General features: G+C 62.6%; 12 protein-coding genes. 10 read left to right on the top strand and 2 right to left on the bottom strand.

The features are described from left to right. Nucleotide 1: 1 nt before the first annotated feature. On the bottom strand, nt 2–1,102 hold the full coding sequence (gene moaA, locus SSA02_RS00640; RefSeq protein WP_147092009.1) for a GTP 3',8-cyclase MoaA: 1,101 nt from the start codon (nt 1,100–1,102) through the stop codon (nt 2–4). Then, complete coding sequence (locus SSA02_RS00645) at nt 1,092–2,309, bottom strand: molybdopterin molybdotransferase MoeA (RefSeq protein ID WP_147092010.1); 1,218 nt, start codon at nt 2,307–2,309, stop codon at nt 1,092–1,094. The genes moaA and SSA02_RS00645 overlap by 11 nt, the downstream gene beginning before the upstream one ends. A gap of 530 nt (nt 2,310–2,839) precedes the next feature. Here SSA02_RS00645 and SSA02_RS00650 point away from each other — a divergent pair. The 10 genes from SSA02_RS00650 (at nt 2,840) to nuoF (ending at nt 15,700) form a co-directional block, all read left to right on the top strand. Further along, entirely contained in the window at nt 2,840–3,961 is a 1,122-nt protein-coding gene (locus SSA02_RS00650) for an HlyD family secretion protein (RefSeq protein WP_147092011.1), read from the top strand. Then, nucleotides 3,958–5,535, top strand: a complete 1,578-nt coding sequence (locus tag SSA02_RS00655) for a DHA2 family efflux MFS transporter permease subunit (RefSeq protein ID WP_147092012.1) — start codon at nt 3,958–3,960, stop codon at nt 5,533–5,535. Before SSA02_RS00650 ends, SSA02_RS00655 begins: the two co-directional genes overlap by 4 nt. Nucleotides 5,536–5,597: 62 nt before the next feature. After that, nucleotides 5,598–7,151 (top strand): efflux transporter outer membrane subunit, encoded by a 1,554-nt coding sequence (locus tag SSA02_RS00660; RefSeq protein WP_246103598.1) that lies wholly within the window; start codon nt 5,598–5,600, stop codon nt 7,149–7,151. Nucleotides 7,152–7,248: 97 nt separating this feature from the next. Further along, nucleotides 7,249–8,754, top strand: a complete 1,506-nt coding sequence (zwf, locus tag SSA02_RS00665) for a glucose-6-phosphate dehydrogenase (RefSeq protein WP_147092014.1) — start codon at nt 7,249–7,251, stop codon at nt 8,752–8,754. A gap of 124 nt (nt 8,755–8,878) precedes the next feature. After that, nucleotides 8,879–10,693, top strand: coding sequence for a glycoside hydrolase family 15 protein (locus tag SSA02_RS00670; protein WP_222591041.1), 1,815 nt, complete (start codon nt 8,879–8,881; stop codon nt 10,691–10,693). Nucleotides 10,694–10,996: 303 nt separating this feature from the next. Then, a complete protein-coding gene (locus SSA02_RS00675) occupies nt 10,997–11,452 on the top strand; it encodes an NADH-quinone oxidoreductase subunit A (RefSeq protein ID WP_147092015.1) in 456 nt (151 codons plus the stop codon). A 2-nt stretch (nt 11,453–11,454) separates the two neighbouring features. Beyond that, nucleotides 11,455–12,096 carry an NADH-quinone oxidoreductase subunit B gene (locus SSA02_RS00680; RefSeq protein ID WP_147092016.1) on the top strand — a complete coding sequence of 214 codons (642 nt, stop codon included), beginning with the start codon at nt 11,455–11,457 and terminating at the stop codon, nt 12,094–12,096. A 13-nt stretch (nt 12,097–12,109) separates the two neighbouring features. Beyond that, nucleotides 12,110–13,888: an NADH-quinone oxidoreductase subunit C/D gene (gene nuoC / locus SSA02_RS00685; RefSeq protein ID WP_186807611.1), complete on the top strand. Its 1,779-nt coding sequence runs from the start codon at nt 12,110–12,112 to the stop codon at nt 13,886–13,888. Continuing rightward, a complete protein-coding gene (gene nuoE, locus SSA02_RS00690; RefSeq protein WP_147092017.1) occupies nt 13,875–14,384 on the top strand; it encodes an NADH-quinone oxidoreductase subunit NuoE in 510 nt (169 codons plus the stop codon). The genes nuoC and nuoE overlap by 14 nt, the downstream gene beginning before the upstream one ends. Then, nucleotides 14,384–15,700, top strand: a complete 1,317-nt coding sequence (gene nuoF / locus SSA02_RS00695; RefSeq protein WP_147092018.1) for an NADH-quinone oxidoreductase subunit NuoF — start codon at nt 14,384–14,386, stop codon at nt 15,698–15,700. The genes nuoE and nuoF overlap by 1 nt, the downstream gene beginning before the upstream one ends. Nucleotides 15,701–15,704: the final 4 nt, after the last annotated feature.

Here is a 15,704-nt window from a genome sequence, read left to right on the forward strand (position 1 = left end):
CTCAGCCTCCGATATAGAACATCTCGATCCGTTCCGACGGGGCATCCGCCGTTCGGGACTGGCGCTCTTCACTATAGCGATCCCGTCGCCCCTGCCAGAGATCGCTTAAGATCCTGTCCAGAGCCTGCCCTTCCGGCATGTTCTCCTCCGGCATAGGCCCGTCCTGCATGTGCCCATCCGGCACGCCTTTCTTGCGGGCGCGTTCGTCGTCTTCGGCAAGGGCCGGGCGCAGATCGTGACCTTCCGTCGCAAAGAGACAGGTATAGAGACGGCCGTCCGAAGACAGCCTTGCCCGGCTGCACGATCCGCAGAAAGGGGCGGTGACCGAGGAGATGAAGCCGATCTCTCCGCCGCCATCGGCAAAGCGGTAACGTTCGGCGACCTCCCCGCGAAAGGACGGGGCGAGGGGATGGAGCGGCCAGCGGGATGCGATCTCCTCGAGTAGACGTGCGGAAGGGACGACCGCATCCTGCTTCCAGCCATTGCATGTGCCCACATCCATGTATTCGATGAATCGCGGCACGATGCCCGTATGGCGGAAACGTGCGACCAGAGGAATTACGGAGTCCTCGTTCACGCCCTTCTGGACGACCGTATTTATCTTGATTCCTCCCGGAAATCCCATGCGCGCGGCGGCGTCGAGATTGCGCAGGACCCGCTCGCACAGATCCTGACCGCCGCTCATCCTCATGAAGGTGGTACGGTCCAGACTGTCCAGGCTGAAGGTCAGACGTGTCAGCCCCGCATCGTGAAGGGCCGCGAGATGACGATCGAGCAGAACGCCGTTCGTCGTGAGCGCCACATCGTCGATCCCGGGAATGTGCACGAGCCGCGCGACGAGAGCGGGAAGGTCGGGCCGGAGCAGGGGTTCACCGCCTGTCAGGCGGAGCTTCCGGACGCCGAGCCGTGCAGCGGATCGGGCGATCCGGACGATCTGGTCGAATCCGAGACGCGCCTCCGGAGCGAGAAAACGGAAACCGTCATGATAGACGGAGGCCGGCATGCAGTAGGGGCAGCGGAAATTGCAGCGATCCATGACCGATATGCGCAGGTCGCGCCAGGGGCGATGCAGCAGATCGGTCGGCCTGTCCTCACCAGTCATGAAAGGCCACGGCGCATCCTGCTTCGCGCGTCGCGCCGCCGGGAGGAAGCTCGACGATACCGTCGGTCAGGGCCAGACGGTTGAAATCTCCCGAACTCGGCATGGGAAACGGAATGGCCGTCGTCATCCCGCCATCGTCCTGTGTCAGCCTGACGGGAACGAAGCGCGTCATGTCGCGGATCGGGTCGAGCGCCTGACCCAGACGCACCATCCGGATCGGCGCGGCCTCGGCCCCCTGCGCCCGCAAGAGCGCGGGGATGACATGGCGGCTGCAGCATGACGCGGCGGAGACGGGGTTTCCGGGCAAGGCGAAGACGGGTCGGCCGTCCTGTGCGATCCCGAACCAGAACGGTTTTCCGGGTCGCTGGGCGACCTTGTGAAATACCTTGCGGACACCGAGCCGCTCGAGCGCGCGCGGTATGTAGTCGAATTCGCCCATCGAGACGCCGCCGCTGAGGATCAGGACATCATGAGAGGCGAGCAGGGCGCCGAGGGTCTCGACCTGTTGCGCAAGATCGTCGCGGAGGATGCTCTGCGTTTGCCGTACGAACCCCTTGCGGGCGAGCGACGCGCCGATGGCGAATTCGTTGGACCGTCTGATCTGCCAGTTCTCCACCGGCGCACCGGGAGACACGAGTTCGTCACCGGTCGAGACGATGGCAATGGCCGGCACCCGGGTGACGCGCGGGTGTGCGACATTGTTGGCCGCCAGTATCGCCATGGCGGGCGGCGTCAGGATGCAACCCGCACCGAGAAGGCGTTCGCCTGCGCGACAATCGGCGCCCTGACGATGGACATGCTGACCCGGAGAAGGCGCGTAGTCCGTCTCCAGACGGAAGGCATGCCGGCCCTGCCGGTCGCGTTCTTCCTCCACGAGTTTTTCGCGCGGGATGACCGTATCGGCCCCGAGGGGGAGCACGCTTCCGGTCATGACCCGGATGCAGGCTCCGTCTTCCGGAAGCGTCAGGGGAGGCTGTCCGGCCCCCTGAAGACCCGCCGTGAGAAAATGGCGATGCTGCCCGGTCCAGCGGACCGCAATTCCGTCCATGATGACCCGGTCATAGGGAGGCAGTGCGCGTTCGGCGAGAACATCCTGACGAAGGATGCGCGCGGCGGCCCCGGCGAGCGGAACCGTCTCGTCGGCAAACAGGGGCAGGCTGGCCCCGATCAGTCTGTCCGCTTCGGAAAGGCTCAGGAGATCGGTCATCCGGGATCCCGGCAGGAGGAGGGTGGATACAGCCCCTCCCTCTCATGAATGCGGGGCAAGGATCAATGCGTCTTCGCGCCGTCCTGTTTCCTCCGACCGCAGGCACCTGCGTCCGGGATGCGTCCGGCTCGGAGAAGAGCGTGGCGTTTTCGCCACAGAGGCGCCGGGAATATGGGCGCGAGGCGGGGCTGTGCGGAAACCCCATGCCCGATCCGGACTTGAGCGCATGGCGCCCTTCTGCATCCCGGGCGGGCGCCGCAAACGGAGTTCCGGGCCGCATTCCGGTTCCGGGAGGTGCGGTGTCGGCAGCGCGACGGGGCACGATGCGAATCGCGTCAAACTGTTTCGGAAGTCGGGATTGTCTTGTTGTCGCCCCGGTCTGGCTATGCTACGGCATGACCGAACCGAACGGTCATTTTCGTTCCGGAGCGTGACCCGGACGATCCGACCGCCGGGGTTCATGTCTGGGGCAGGAAGCCAGGAATTGCGTCACGTCGCTTTCGGGGCGGCATGACGCCGAGAGGAAGCACATGGCGCAGGGCGACGAGCAGGATAATCGCGCATCTCAGGGTGACGACGACGGGAAAAAGGACAAGGACAAACAGAAGGGGGGCAAGAAACGCAGCCCGCTTCTGCGTGCCGTCCTCATCATCGCCGTCATCGTCGTGGCGATCGTCTGGATCGGATACTGGTTCCTGACCCGGAACGAGGTAGAGACCGACGATGCCTATACGACCGGGCGCAAGCTCGCTGTGGCGCCGCATGTGAACGGTTACGTCACCCAGCTTCTGGTCAATGACAACCAGTACGTCCATGCCGGGCAGCTGCTCGTCAAGATCGACGATCGGGACTATATCGCAGCCCTGCACAAGGCCGAGGCGAGCATCGCGCAGGCCCAGGCGAATTTCGCTGCGGCGACCCAGCTCGTGCAGGTGGCCAGGCAGAACTTCCCCGGTCGTCTGATCGCGGCCAAGGGCGCTCTGGCCTCGGCCCAGGCGCAGCTCTACAAGGCCGAGACGGATTACCGCCGCCAGCACAGCGTGTCGCGCGCTGCCACGACGCAGCAGGACATCGATTATTCCAAGGCCGCACTCGATCAGGCGCATGCCGAGGTGATGCGTGCCGAAGGCGAGTTGCAGCAGGCGACACCCGTCCAGCCCAATATCGAGAACCAGCAGGCGTCGATGAGCCAGCAGAAGGCGGCGCTCAAGGCCGCCGAGGCCGATCTGGTCCAGGCCCAGCTCAATTACGGATGGACGGAAGTCCGCGCGCCCCATGACGGCTGGATCGCGCAGCGCAATGTCGAGCAGGGCAATTTCGTCCAGACGGGTCAGAAGCTCTTTTCGATCGTCGAGCCGGAAGTCTGGGTGGTGGCCAATTACAAGGAGACCCAGATCACCCGTATGCGTCCGGGGCAGAAGGTCGATATCGAGGTGGATGCCTATCCGTCGCTCAAGCTTCACGGCCATGTGGATTCGATCCAGCTCGGCGCCGGCGCTGCCTTCAGTGCCTTCCCGCCCGAGAATGCGACAGGCAATTTCGTGAAGATCGTCCAGCGCGTGCCGGTCAAGATCCTGATCGATAGCGGGCTCGACCCGCAGGTGCCCCTGCCGCTCGGTATCTCCGTCGTTCCCACGGTGACCGTGCAATGAGCGAGGCGTCCGGCGAAAACCACGAGGACTGGAAACCAAAAGCCAACCCCTGGCTGATTGCGGTGGTGGTGACGCTGGGCGCTTTCATGGAGGTGCTCGACACCACCATCATCAATGTGGCGCTCCCGCATATCTCCGGCGCGCTCGGCAGTTCCTACGACGATGCCACCTGGGCGCTCACCTCCTATCTGGTGGCGAACGGAATCGTTCTGACCATCTCCGCCTGGTTCGGAAAACTGCTCGGTCGCAAGCGTTACTTCCTGATCTGCATCGGCATGTTCACGGTCTCGTCCTTCCTGTGCGGCCTGTCGACGAGCCTGCCCATGCTGATCGTTTTCCGGCTCATGCAGGGGTTTTTCGGGGGTGGATTGCAGCCGAACCAGCAATCGATCATCCTCGACACCTTCCCGCCCGACAAACGCGGCGCGGCGTTCGGCCTGACCGCCATCGCCACCATCGTCGCTCCCATTCTCGGCCCCCTTCTCGGGGGATATCTGGTCGACAATTACTCCTGGCGCTGGATCTTCTACGTCAACGTGCCGTTCGGCATCCTGACCCTTATCGGCGTATCGGCCCTGGTGGAGGATCCGCCATGGGAAAAGCAGAAGCGCGAGAAGGTCGATGTCATCGGTATCTGTCTGATCTCCCTGGGTCTCGGCTGCCTCGAGGTCATGGCCGATCGCGGTGAGGACGATGACTGGTTCGGTTCGAACTTCATCATCATCATGGCCGTTCTGGGCGCGGTTGGCGTCATCGGATCGGTCATCTGGCTGTTGAGGGCAAAGAACCCGCTGCTGGACCTGCGTATCTTCAAGGACCGCAATTTCGCCGTCGGGACCTTTCTCATGGCCATGGTCGGAGGCCTGCTCTACGCTTCGGCCATCATCGTTCCGCAATTCGCCCAGCAGGTTCTGGGCTATACCGCGACGATCTCCGGCGAGGTCCTCGCTCCGGGCGGAGCCGTGATCATCTGTCTGATCCCGATCGTGGGAAAGCTGATGGGCGTGATCCAGGTGCGCAACCTGATCGCTTTCGGCTTTTTCATCATGGGGCTTGCGATGTTCTATTCGGCCCAGCTCGTTCCGACGACGAGTTATGCGCATCTGGTCGAATATCGTATCTTCCAGACCTCGGCTCTGGCCTTCCTCTTCGTGCCGATCTCGACCATCGCCTATTCGACCCTGCCCAAGGAGCTCAATTCCGACGCGTCGGCCATGTTCAGCATGTCGCGAAACTACATAGGATCGCTGGCGATCTCGCTCGCCACCGCCGCAATTACCGAGACGAAGCAGATCCGTCAGAACTACATGGCGCATTGGAGCTCGCCCTATAACGAGAACGGTCAGGACTATCTGGATACCGTCCACAAGGTGGCAGTCGATTCCGGCTTCACGTCAGAGGCGGCGCAGCAGATTGCCGTGCATCACTATTACCAGGATTTCCAGCAACAGGTTTCCATGGTCGCCTATAACCAGACGTTCATGATGATCGGTATCCTGGCTTTCTGCGTGGTTCCGTTCTGCTTCCTGCTGTCTCCGGTTGCCAGGAAGGGCTCCGCCGGAGGTGCCCATTGATGCCCCCCTTTTCCCTCATCTGGAGCCACGCCTTGAACACAGGCCGTTCCCCGCGCGCGCTGATGCTGTGCGGTGCTTCCATCGCCATCGCCCTTACCCTGCCGGGCTGCGTGGGGCCGAAATATCACAAGCCCGATCTCTGGTCGCCGACCCAGTACGACATGCATCGTCGATCCGGCGACGTCGCGAGCCAGACGACCCGGGATGCTCCGGATCCGAGCTGGTGGAAGATCTTCAACGATCCGGTCCTGACCTCGCTCGAGACCCGTCTGGCCACGCAAAATCTCGACATACAGCGCGCGACGGCGCAGCTCGCCCAGAGCCGCGCCCAGCTCATGATGGCCGGAGCCGAGCGCTTCCCCGGTCTTTCCGCCAGCGGGTCCTATGCCCGTTCGCAGTACAGCACCAAGGCGCTCCAGCGTATCCTGTCGGGCGTGGCCAAGGATAACAGCGCCGCTCTCGGCGCCCAGCGCGCGACCCTGCTCGACCAGAGTGTGGGCGGGGCCACGATTCCCCTGCTGAACCAGTGGAAATACTCGATCGATGCAACCTATGAGATCGATCTCTGGGGTCGCGTGGCGCGCCAGTACGAGGCGGCAAAGGCCGATCTTCAGGCGACGAACGAGGAGCGTCGGGGAATCCTGATCGCCCAGCAGGCCGACATGGCCAATAACTACCTGACGCTTCGCGGGCTTCAGGAGCAGTTGCGGATCACCCGGGCCAACCGGGATACCCAGTCCCGCACCCTGTCCCTCGCCAGAGAGAGGCAGAAGAGCGGTCTCGTGACGGCGCTGGATGTGACGAGCGCGGAAAGCCAGCTCGATTCCACAACGGCGCAGATCGCGCAGCTCGAACAGCGCATCGACCAGCAGATCAACGCGATCAGCCTGCTTCTCGGCAGCCCGCCGGGCACGCTCAACGAAGAGCTGACACGCAGCGCCGGTATTCCGGTCGTGCCGCCGCGCGTTCCGATCGGCGTGCCTTCCGAGCTGGCCCGTCGTCGTCCCGATATCCGTCAGGCAGAGGCGCAGCTTCACGCAGCCGTGGCCAATGTGGCCGAGGCCGAGGCCGAGTTCTATCCCAAGGTCACGATCAGCGCCGATTTCGGCTTCCAGTCGCTTTCGTTCCGCGATCTCGGGTTCTGGAATGCACGCGCCTGGAATGTCGGCCCGTCGATTTCCCTGCCGATCTTCCAGGGGGGCAGGCTGCGCGGGCAGCTCATGCTCAACCGCTACGCCCAGAAGGCGGCGGCAATCACCTATCGTCAGACCGTTCTGGGTGCCTGGCGCGATGTCGATAACGCGCTTATCGCCTATCGCGACGAGCAGAAGCGCCGCGACGGGCTGCAGGCAGCCGTCGATGCGGCCCAGAGGGCGCTTCATCTCTCCCAGGACCAGTATCGCAGCGGTCTGACCACCTATCTCAACGTGCTTGCCGCCCAGCGCGATCTGCTTTCGGCACAGTTGCAGCTGACCGACAGCACGACCTCCATCGCATCCAATCTGGCCCGTCTCTACAACGCGCTCGGCGGCGGCTGGGAGCAGCAGCTTCCGGACAGTCATCCCGCCGAATCCACGGTGCGTCAGATCGGAGATGGCAGCGCCCATCACGCGTGATCACGCGATCGTTTTGACCCGGGCCGGATCTGGAGGCGATCCGGAAGGGGATGTCGGGCTTTTCTATCCTGCTCATTGAGAAGGATGGAGGAGCACGATGCCGACACAACCGGAAACGCTGCATGAGGCGCTCGAATCGGTCCCCGGTTCAAGGCCATGCCGTCTCGTCGTCTTTGGTGCGGGCGGAGATCTGACCCGGCGCCTCCTGATGCCGTCGCTCTACGATCTGGCCACGGTGGATGCGCTGCCTGACGGTTTCGCCATCATCGCCGTCGATCGTGCGCCCCGGAGCGCAGAGGCGTGGGCCGACGGGCTTTTCACCCTCATGCAGGCCGATGGAAAGGATCCGAGCGCGGAGTTCTCCTGCGACCGGATCGATGAAGAGGCCTGGCGGCGGCTGACGCATGAGGCGTCCTATATCGAGGGCGATCTCACGAAACCGGATGTCTATACGACATTGCGCGATGCGCTGGCGGGAAAGGACGCCATCTTCTACTGCGCGGTTGCGGCGCGGTTTTTCGGCACCATTGCCGATTCGCTCGGCGAGGCCGGGTTGCTGGATGCGCAGGATGGATTTCGCAGGATCGTGATCGAGAAGCCCTTCGGTCACGATCTGGCATCCGCGCAGGCGCTCAATGCCCGGATCCTGAGCCATGCGGATGAAAGCCAGATCTACCGGATCGATCATTTCATGGGCAAGGAGGCCAATCAGGGCATTCTGGTCGCCCGGTTCGCGAATGTGCTGTTCGAGCCGATATGGCGCCGGGAATATATCGATCACGTCCAGATCACGGCCGCCGAGACGATCGGGGTCGAAAAGCGCGGTTCGTTCTACGAGCCGACCGGGGCGCTGAGGGATATGGTGCCCAATCATCTCTTCGTGCTTCTCAGCCTGATCGCGATGGAGCCGCCTTCCTCGCTCGCTTCGGAGGCGGTCAGAGCCGAGAAGACCCGTCTTCTGCAGGCGATACGCCCTGTCTCGCCCGATGACACGGTGCGCGGACAATATGCGCAAGGCAGGATCAACGGGCGCGATGTGCCGGGTTATCGCGAAGAAGAGGGCGTCGCGCCGGACAGCCGGACGGAAACATTCGTCGCGATGAAGCTGATGATCGATAACTGGCGCTGGGGCGGCGTGCCTTTCTATCTGCGCACCGGAAAGCGCATGAACGGACGCAGGACGGAAATCAACGTCGTGTTCCGCAAGCCGCCCTATGCGCTGTTCGACCAGAACCTCGAGGACCCCCGGATCGGCAATGTCATCCGCTTCCTGCTCGATCCCGTGCGGGGGGTCACGATGAATTTCGATGTGAAACAGCCCGGCCTCGAAGAGGTTGTGGCACCCGCGGCGAGCCGCTTCCTGTACGACGACGTTTTCCCCAAGGCGCCGAATGTGGGGTACGAGGCGTTGCTGCATGACTGCATGAAGGGCAACCAGATGCTTTTCCAGAGTGCGGCGACGATCGAGGCGGCCTGGTCGGCTGTTGACCCGATCGTGAACAGTAAAGACATGCCGCATGTCTACGCGGCCGGGACAGAGGGGCCGGATGCGGCGCATGCGCTCCTTGCGCGTGACGGACGGAACTGGCTTCCTGTCACGTGAACCGGCGGCGCTCCGGCGCGATCCGGAAAGGATCGCGGTTTTTGTGCGGACGCGGCTGCGAGAAAACGATGCCCTGCGCGCGAGCCCGGCTCCCGCGCATGGCCCGGGTCGGGAAGAAACCAGAATGAGTATGGCCATTGAAAACCACGCCGTGATCGGCGATCTGCGGACCACGGCACTCGTCGCGCTGGACGGATCGATCGACTTCATGTGCTGGCCGCGCTTCGACAGTCCGAGTGTGTTCGCGTCCCTGCTCGAACCCAGCGCGGGTTTCTTCGCGCTCTCCTCCAGTCTGGATGGCGGCAGCTATCGGCAGTTCTATGTGCCCGATACGAATGTCCTTCTCACCCGCGTTCTCTCTCCCAACGGGGTGAGCGAGATTTCCGATTTCATGACTCTCGCCCCCGATTATCCCGAGCAGCGCGTGATCCGGCGGGTCAAGGCCGTGAGGGGGACGATCACCTTCCGTCTCCATTGCGCGCCACGCTTCGATTATGCCCGTGTCACCCACACGGCGCGTCAGCTCGATGACCGGATCGTTCTCTTCGAGCCGGAGCGCGACGATCTGCCGACACTGCGTCTGAGTTCGACCGTTCCGATCTCGGTGCAGGACGGCGATGCCTGTGCCGAATTCGTTCTCGAAATCAACGAGACGGCGATTTTCATGCTGGACGGTCTGACGGATGGCCGGAATTTCTGCCTGGAGGATCACTGGGCGGCCGAGGCATTCAAGACCACGGCCAATTCCTGGCGCGACTGGGTCGCCCGCTCGAGCTATCACGGACGCTGGCACGACCAGATCACACGCTCGACCCTGGCGCTCAAACTGCTGACTTCGGCCGAATACGGATCGATGGTGGCGGCCGCGACCTTCGGCCTCCCCGAAGATCCGGGCGGCGTACGCAACTGGGACTATCGCTATTGCTGGATCCGTGACTCGTCGTTCATGGTCTATGCCTTCATGAAGACCGGCCATACGGAAGAGGCCACCGCCTTCATCCGCTGGCTCCATCAGCGTCGGCTCGATGCACGTCCGGGCGAGGCCAGACTCAAGGTCATGTATGCGATCGACGGCAAGGCCTTCGTGCCGGAGACGGATCTGCCGCATTTTTCCGGCTACAGGGGGTCGCGACCCGTGCGGATCGGCAATGGGGCGGAGGACCAGCTCCAGCTCGACATCATCGGAGAGATGATGGATGCGATCTATCATGCCGACCGCCATTGCGAGCGTCTGAGCTGGAAGGCGTGGGAGGCACTGGCCGAAGGGATCGACTGGCTGTGTCTCAACTGGAACCAGCCCGATGAGAGCATCTGGGAAGTGCGCGGCGGGAAGAAGCATTTCCTGTTCTCGCGGATCATGTGCTGGGTGGCGCTGGATCGGGCGATCCGCCTCTCGGAGGAAAGAGGCCTGCCGGCGAGGGTTGCCGTATGGACACGGGAAAGAAATTCGATCTATACAGATGTACAGAACAACTTCTGGAGCGATGATCTTCAGTATTTTGTACAGTACAAGGGTGGAACAGCGATCGATGCGTCCTGCCTCCTGATGCCGCTTATGGGGTTTATTGGCGATCAGGACCCGAGATGGCAGGCGACGCTCAAGGCTGTGGGGGAGCAGTTGCTGGATGACAGCCATGTGTTCCGGTACCGGGTCATGGAGGGCGACAATGAGGACGGACTGGAGGGGAGGGAAGGCACGTTCACGATGTGCTCGTTCTGGTACATTGAGTGTCTTGCACGCTCAGGCGACCTGCTGATGGCACGCTTCCTGTTCGACAAGACGCTCTCCTATGCCAATCATGTCGGGCTGTTCTCCGAAGAGATCGGGCCGGCGGGGGAGCATCTCGGCAACTTCCCGCAGGCGTTCACGCATCTCGCTCTCATTCGCGCGGGGCAGTATCTCGATCAGGCTCTCTCCCGTCAGAAGGTGATCAGTTGAGAACAAGTATCAACACGGTATGGGGATGTAGCCGGTCAATGCCCGGATAATGCCCGGATAATGCCCGGATAATGCGATGACGAATTGATAATCGATATCAACAAAATCAGGACCGTTTGACTACCAATAATCACGGCTTCGTGTGCTCTCAGTCAGGTGATAGGCAGGGGCTTGATGTGATGCTAGGCAATGGCGCAGTAAAAAAACCTCTCGACCACTGGCTGTTTTAGTTCGGGAAACGGTGTTGCACGCCGGCTCCCGGGCGCAGGTCATTGGTCCCGTCGGGAATAGGTGGTTGCGCCAGTGTCTCAGTTTCTTGCAGATCATGCTCTAGCGATCTATGTGGCCTTCACGGTCGTTTTTCTCTGCATCGTGGTGGCGCTGTCAGCGGCTCTCGGTCCCCGTCGCGTGGGGGCTGCACGAGGGCGCTCGATGAGCCTTCCCTATGAATCGGGTATTCTCTCGACCGGCTCGGCCCGTATCCGTCTGCCGGTGCAGTACTATCTTCTGGCTGTCTTTTTCGTCATTTTCGACGTCGAGAGCGTGTTTATCTACTCCTGGGCCTCGGTGGTGGTTCAGGCAGGCTGGGCCGCCTTCATCACGGTTCTGACCTTCGTCGTCTTCCTGACGCTCGCTCTGGTCTATCTCTGGCGCAGTGGTGCCCTTGAATGGGGCCCCAAACACCGCCGCATGCCGGTCAAGGTGCCGCCCAACTCCCCCGTTGAACTTGTCAAAATCCCCGAGCGCGAGGTCGTATAACGATGACTTGGACTCTTACCTCCGCCGTCGGCGAACCCCGTCTGCAATCCCCTGAAGATCTTCTGGCGCACGAGGACGTGCGCCGTAACCTCGTTGTGGGCAAGCTTCAGGACTTTATCTCCTGGGGGCAGAAGAACTCGGTCTGGCCGTTCAATTTCGGCCTGTCCTGCTGTTACGTGGAAATGGCGACGGCCTTCACCAGCCGCTACGATATCGCGCGTTTCGGTTCCGAAGTGCTGCGCGCCACCCCGCGTGAAGCCGATCTGATTGTGATTGCGGGTACCGTGTTCCGCAAGATGGCCCCGATCGTGAAGTATCTCTACGACCAGATGCTGGAGCCGCGCTGGGTTATCTCGATGGGCTCCTGCGCCAATTCGGGGGGCATGTACGATATCTACAGCGTCGTGCAGGGCGTCGACAGCTTCCTTCCGGTCGATGTGTATGTGCCGGGCTGTCCGCCGCGCCCGGATGCCCTGCTCGAAGGGCTGATGCTGCTGCAGGATTCCATCGGCAAGCAGCGCCGTCCGCTCAGCTGGATGGTAGGCGATCAGGGTGTGACCAAAGTCACGCCGCCCAGCATGCGCGACCTCAAGCGTGAAGAGCGCATGGCGGTCACCAAGCTGCGCACGCCCGACACGATCTGAGGAGCCTGCAGCAATGAGCGAAGTTTTCGACAACAGCCGGGCAGCAGGCGCGGGCACAGGTAGCATGGGGGCGGCAGTGGCCGCTTTCCCGCCGCACATGCTCATGATGGAGGAGGCCACGCGTGATGGCGTGCCGACCTTCTGGGTGTCGCGCGGCCAGATCCGTGCCGTGCTCCAGGCCGTCAAGGCCGGTGGCGCACTGCGTATGCTGCTCGACCTGACCTGTGTGGACGAACGCCAGCGCATCCATCGCGACGGTCTTCCGGCTTCCGATTTCACCGTCATCTACCACATCCAGTCCTTCGACGGGCCGATCGACGAGGTGCGTTTCAAGGTGCCTCTGGCGGCCGATGACGCGAATATCGCCTCGATTACCGATATCTGGCCCAACTCGAACTGGCTCGAACGCGAAGCCTGGGATCTGTTCGGTGTCGTCTTCGAGGGGCACCCGCATCTCTCGCGCATCCTGACGCCGCCCACCTGGGTCGGGCATCCGCTGCGCAAGGATCATTATGCCCGCGCGACCGAGCGCCCGCCCTACACCCTCTCCGAGGATCAGGTCTTCGACGAGCAGGAAGCGCTGAGATTCGACCCCGAATCCTGGGGCATGAAGCGCCATTCCGACAACAGCGACTTCATGTTCCTCAATCTGGGTCCGAACCATCCTTCGGTCCACGGCGTGTTCCGCGTCGTGCTCCAGCTGGAAGGTGAGTTCATCGTCGATGCGGTGCCCGATATCGGATTCCATCATCGCGGCGCCGAGAAAATGGCCGAGCGCCAGACCTGGCACAGCTACATCCCCTATACCGACCGCATCGACTATGTCGGCGGGGTGATGAACAACTTCCCCTATGTGATGGGTGTCGAGAAGCTGGCGGGCATCACCGTGCCGCCGCGCGCGCAGCTCATCCGCATCATGCTGGCCGAGTTCTTCCGTATTTCCAGCCATCTCGTGTTCTACGGAACCATGGTGCAGGATCTGGGTCAGCTCTCGCCGGTCTTCTACATCTTCACCGATCGCGAGCGCGTTTTCGAGATCATCGAAAAGATCTGCGGTTTCCGCATGCATCCGGCCTTCTTCCGCATCGGCGGCGTGGCGATGGATCTGCCGGAGGGCTGGGATGGCGAGGTTCGCGCTTTCCTCGACTATCTGCCCAAGCGTCTGGACGAGTACAACGAACTCGTCATGAAGAACCCGATCTTCAAGGCCCGTACCAAGGGCGTTGGCGTCTACAATACCGAAGAAGCCATCGACTGGGGTGTTACGGGGCCGGGGCTGCGCGCCACGGGTCTGGAATGGGATTACCGCCGCAAGGCGCCCTATTCGGGTTATGACCAGATCGATTTCGATATTCCGACCGCCGTCAACGGCGATTGCTATGACCGCGCTGCGGTGCATATCGAAGAGATCCGCCAGAGCCTTCGCATCATCCGCTACTGCCTCGATAACATGCCGGGCGGGCCCTACAAGGCCGAGCATCCGCTGGCTGTCCCGCCGCCGAAGCCGCGCACGATGCATGACATCGAAACGCTCATCCATCACTTCGTGGGCGTCAGCTGGGGGCCGGTCATTCCGCAGGGCGAGGTGCGCTCCTGCATCGAGGCGACCAAGGGCCTGAACCAGTATTACCTCGTGAGCGATGGCGGCTCGATGTCCTACCGGACGCGTATCCGCACACCGTCGTTCATTCATCTGCAACAGCTTCCGATGCTGTCACGCGGCACCATGATTGCCGATCTGATCGCCATCATCGGAAGCATCGATTTTGTGATGGCCGATGTCGACCGCTGAACTCACGGCGCAGGACGCCGAACTCCCCAAGGATCTCGTCGATACCTTCATCGACATGGCGGCCCATGAGCATCACCCGCGCGGCGCCGCCATCGAGGCGCTGCGTCTGGTGCAGGAACGCTTCGGCTGGATCAACGACGCGCATCTCGCCCATACGGCACGGATCCTGGGCATGTCCCAGGCCGATCTGGACGGGATCGCCACCTATTTCAACCTGCTGTTCCGCAAGCCGGTCGGCAAGAACGTGGTCATGCTCTGTGACTCCGTCTCCTGCTACATCATGGGTGCCGAGCAGACACGCGAGCGCCTGTGCAGGAAGCTGGGCGTAAAAATGGGCGAGACGACGCCGGATGGTGAATTCACCGTCCTGCCCATCGTCTGCCTCGGTCATTGCGACCACGCCCCGGCCATGCTGGTCGGCAAGGATCTGTTCGGTCCTGTCCGTCCGGAAGACATTGACGGCATCATCGACGACATTCGGGCGAGGAAGAAGTGATGACAGGTCTGAACCCCGAAAAGCAGCCGCTTCTGGCGCTCGTCGATCGCGAGACGCCACTCGACCCGGCTGGCTATGACAGGAAGGGTGGCTGGCGCGGTCTGCGCCGTGCCCTTGGCATGAGCCCTGCGGAAATCATCACCGAGGTGACGGAGTCCAAGCTGCGCGGACGCGGCGGCGCCGGTTTCAGCACCGGCATGAAATGGAGCTTCGTCCCCAAGGAATCCTCCAAGGAGCGCCTCAAATACATCGTCGCCAATGGTGACGAGATGGAGCCGGGCACTTTCAAGGACCGTATGCTCGTCGAGGGCAATCCGCTCCAGCTCATCGAAGGCATGATCATCTCGGCCTACGCCATCCAGGCACGGCACGGCATCATCTTCCTGCGCGGCGAGTATCATCTGGGTCTGGAGCGTCTCCAGCAGGCGGTCATCCAGGCGCGCGAAGCCGGTTTCCTCGGGGAAAACATCCTCGGCTCGGGCTTCGATTTCGACCTGCACGTCCATCCCTCCGCCGGTCGCTATATCTGCGGTGAGGAAACGGCCCTGATCACGGCGCTGGAAGGCCGTCGCGCCAACCCGCGCGCCAAGCCGCCTTTCCCGCAGATCGGCGGTCTGTGGGGCGCGCCGACGGTCGTGAACAATATCGAGACCTTCAGCAATATCCCGCATATCCTGGCCAATGGCACGGAGTGGTATCTGGGGCTGAGCGCCTGCGCCGATGGCGGCACCAAGCTCTACGGCGTCAGCGGTCGCGCCAAGCGTCCGGGTGTGTTCGAACTGCCTCTGGGCACGTCGCTCGGCGTGATCCTGAACGAATGCGCCGGCGGCATGCAGGACGGCTACAAGCTGCGCGCCTTCCTGCCCGGCGGCGCCTCGACCGCGTTCCTCGGGGCCGAACATGCTGACATCATCATGGATTACCCGACGCCGGAAAAGGCGGGCAGCCGCCTCGGCACGGGTCTGGCCATCCTGCTCGACGACAAGACCAGCCCGATCGGGATGATCCGAAATCTCGAGCATTTCTTTGCGCAGGAATCCTGTGGCTGGTGCACGCCCTGTCGTGACGGCCTGCCCTGGGTCGAGCGTCTTCTGATCGCCATCGAGGAAGGGCGCGGCACGCAGGAGGATATCGATCGCCTCCATGACGCGGCCCGCCTGATCGGCCCGATGGGGCGTACCTTCTGCGCCCATGCGCCGGGTGCGATCGCGCCTCTGGCCAGCGGCCTGAAGATGTTCGCCGAGGATTTCCAGCGAATGGTTAGCAAGCCCGCCTCCGGCACCGCAGAGAGCGGCGCCGCAGGGCAGGCGGCTTAGGAGG

The organism is Swaminathania salitolerans (assembly GCF_007988945.1).
GTDB classification, from domain to species: domain Bacteria; phylum Pseudomonadota; class Alphaproteobacteria; order Acetobacterales; family Acetobacteraceae; genus Swaminathania; species Swaminathania salitolerans.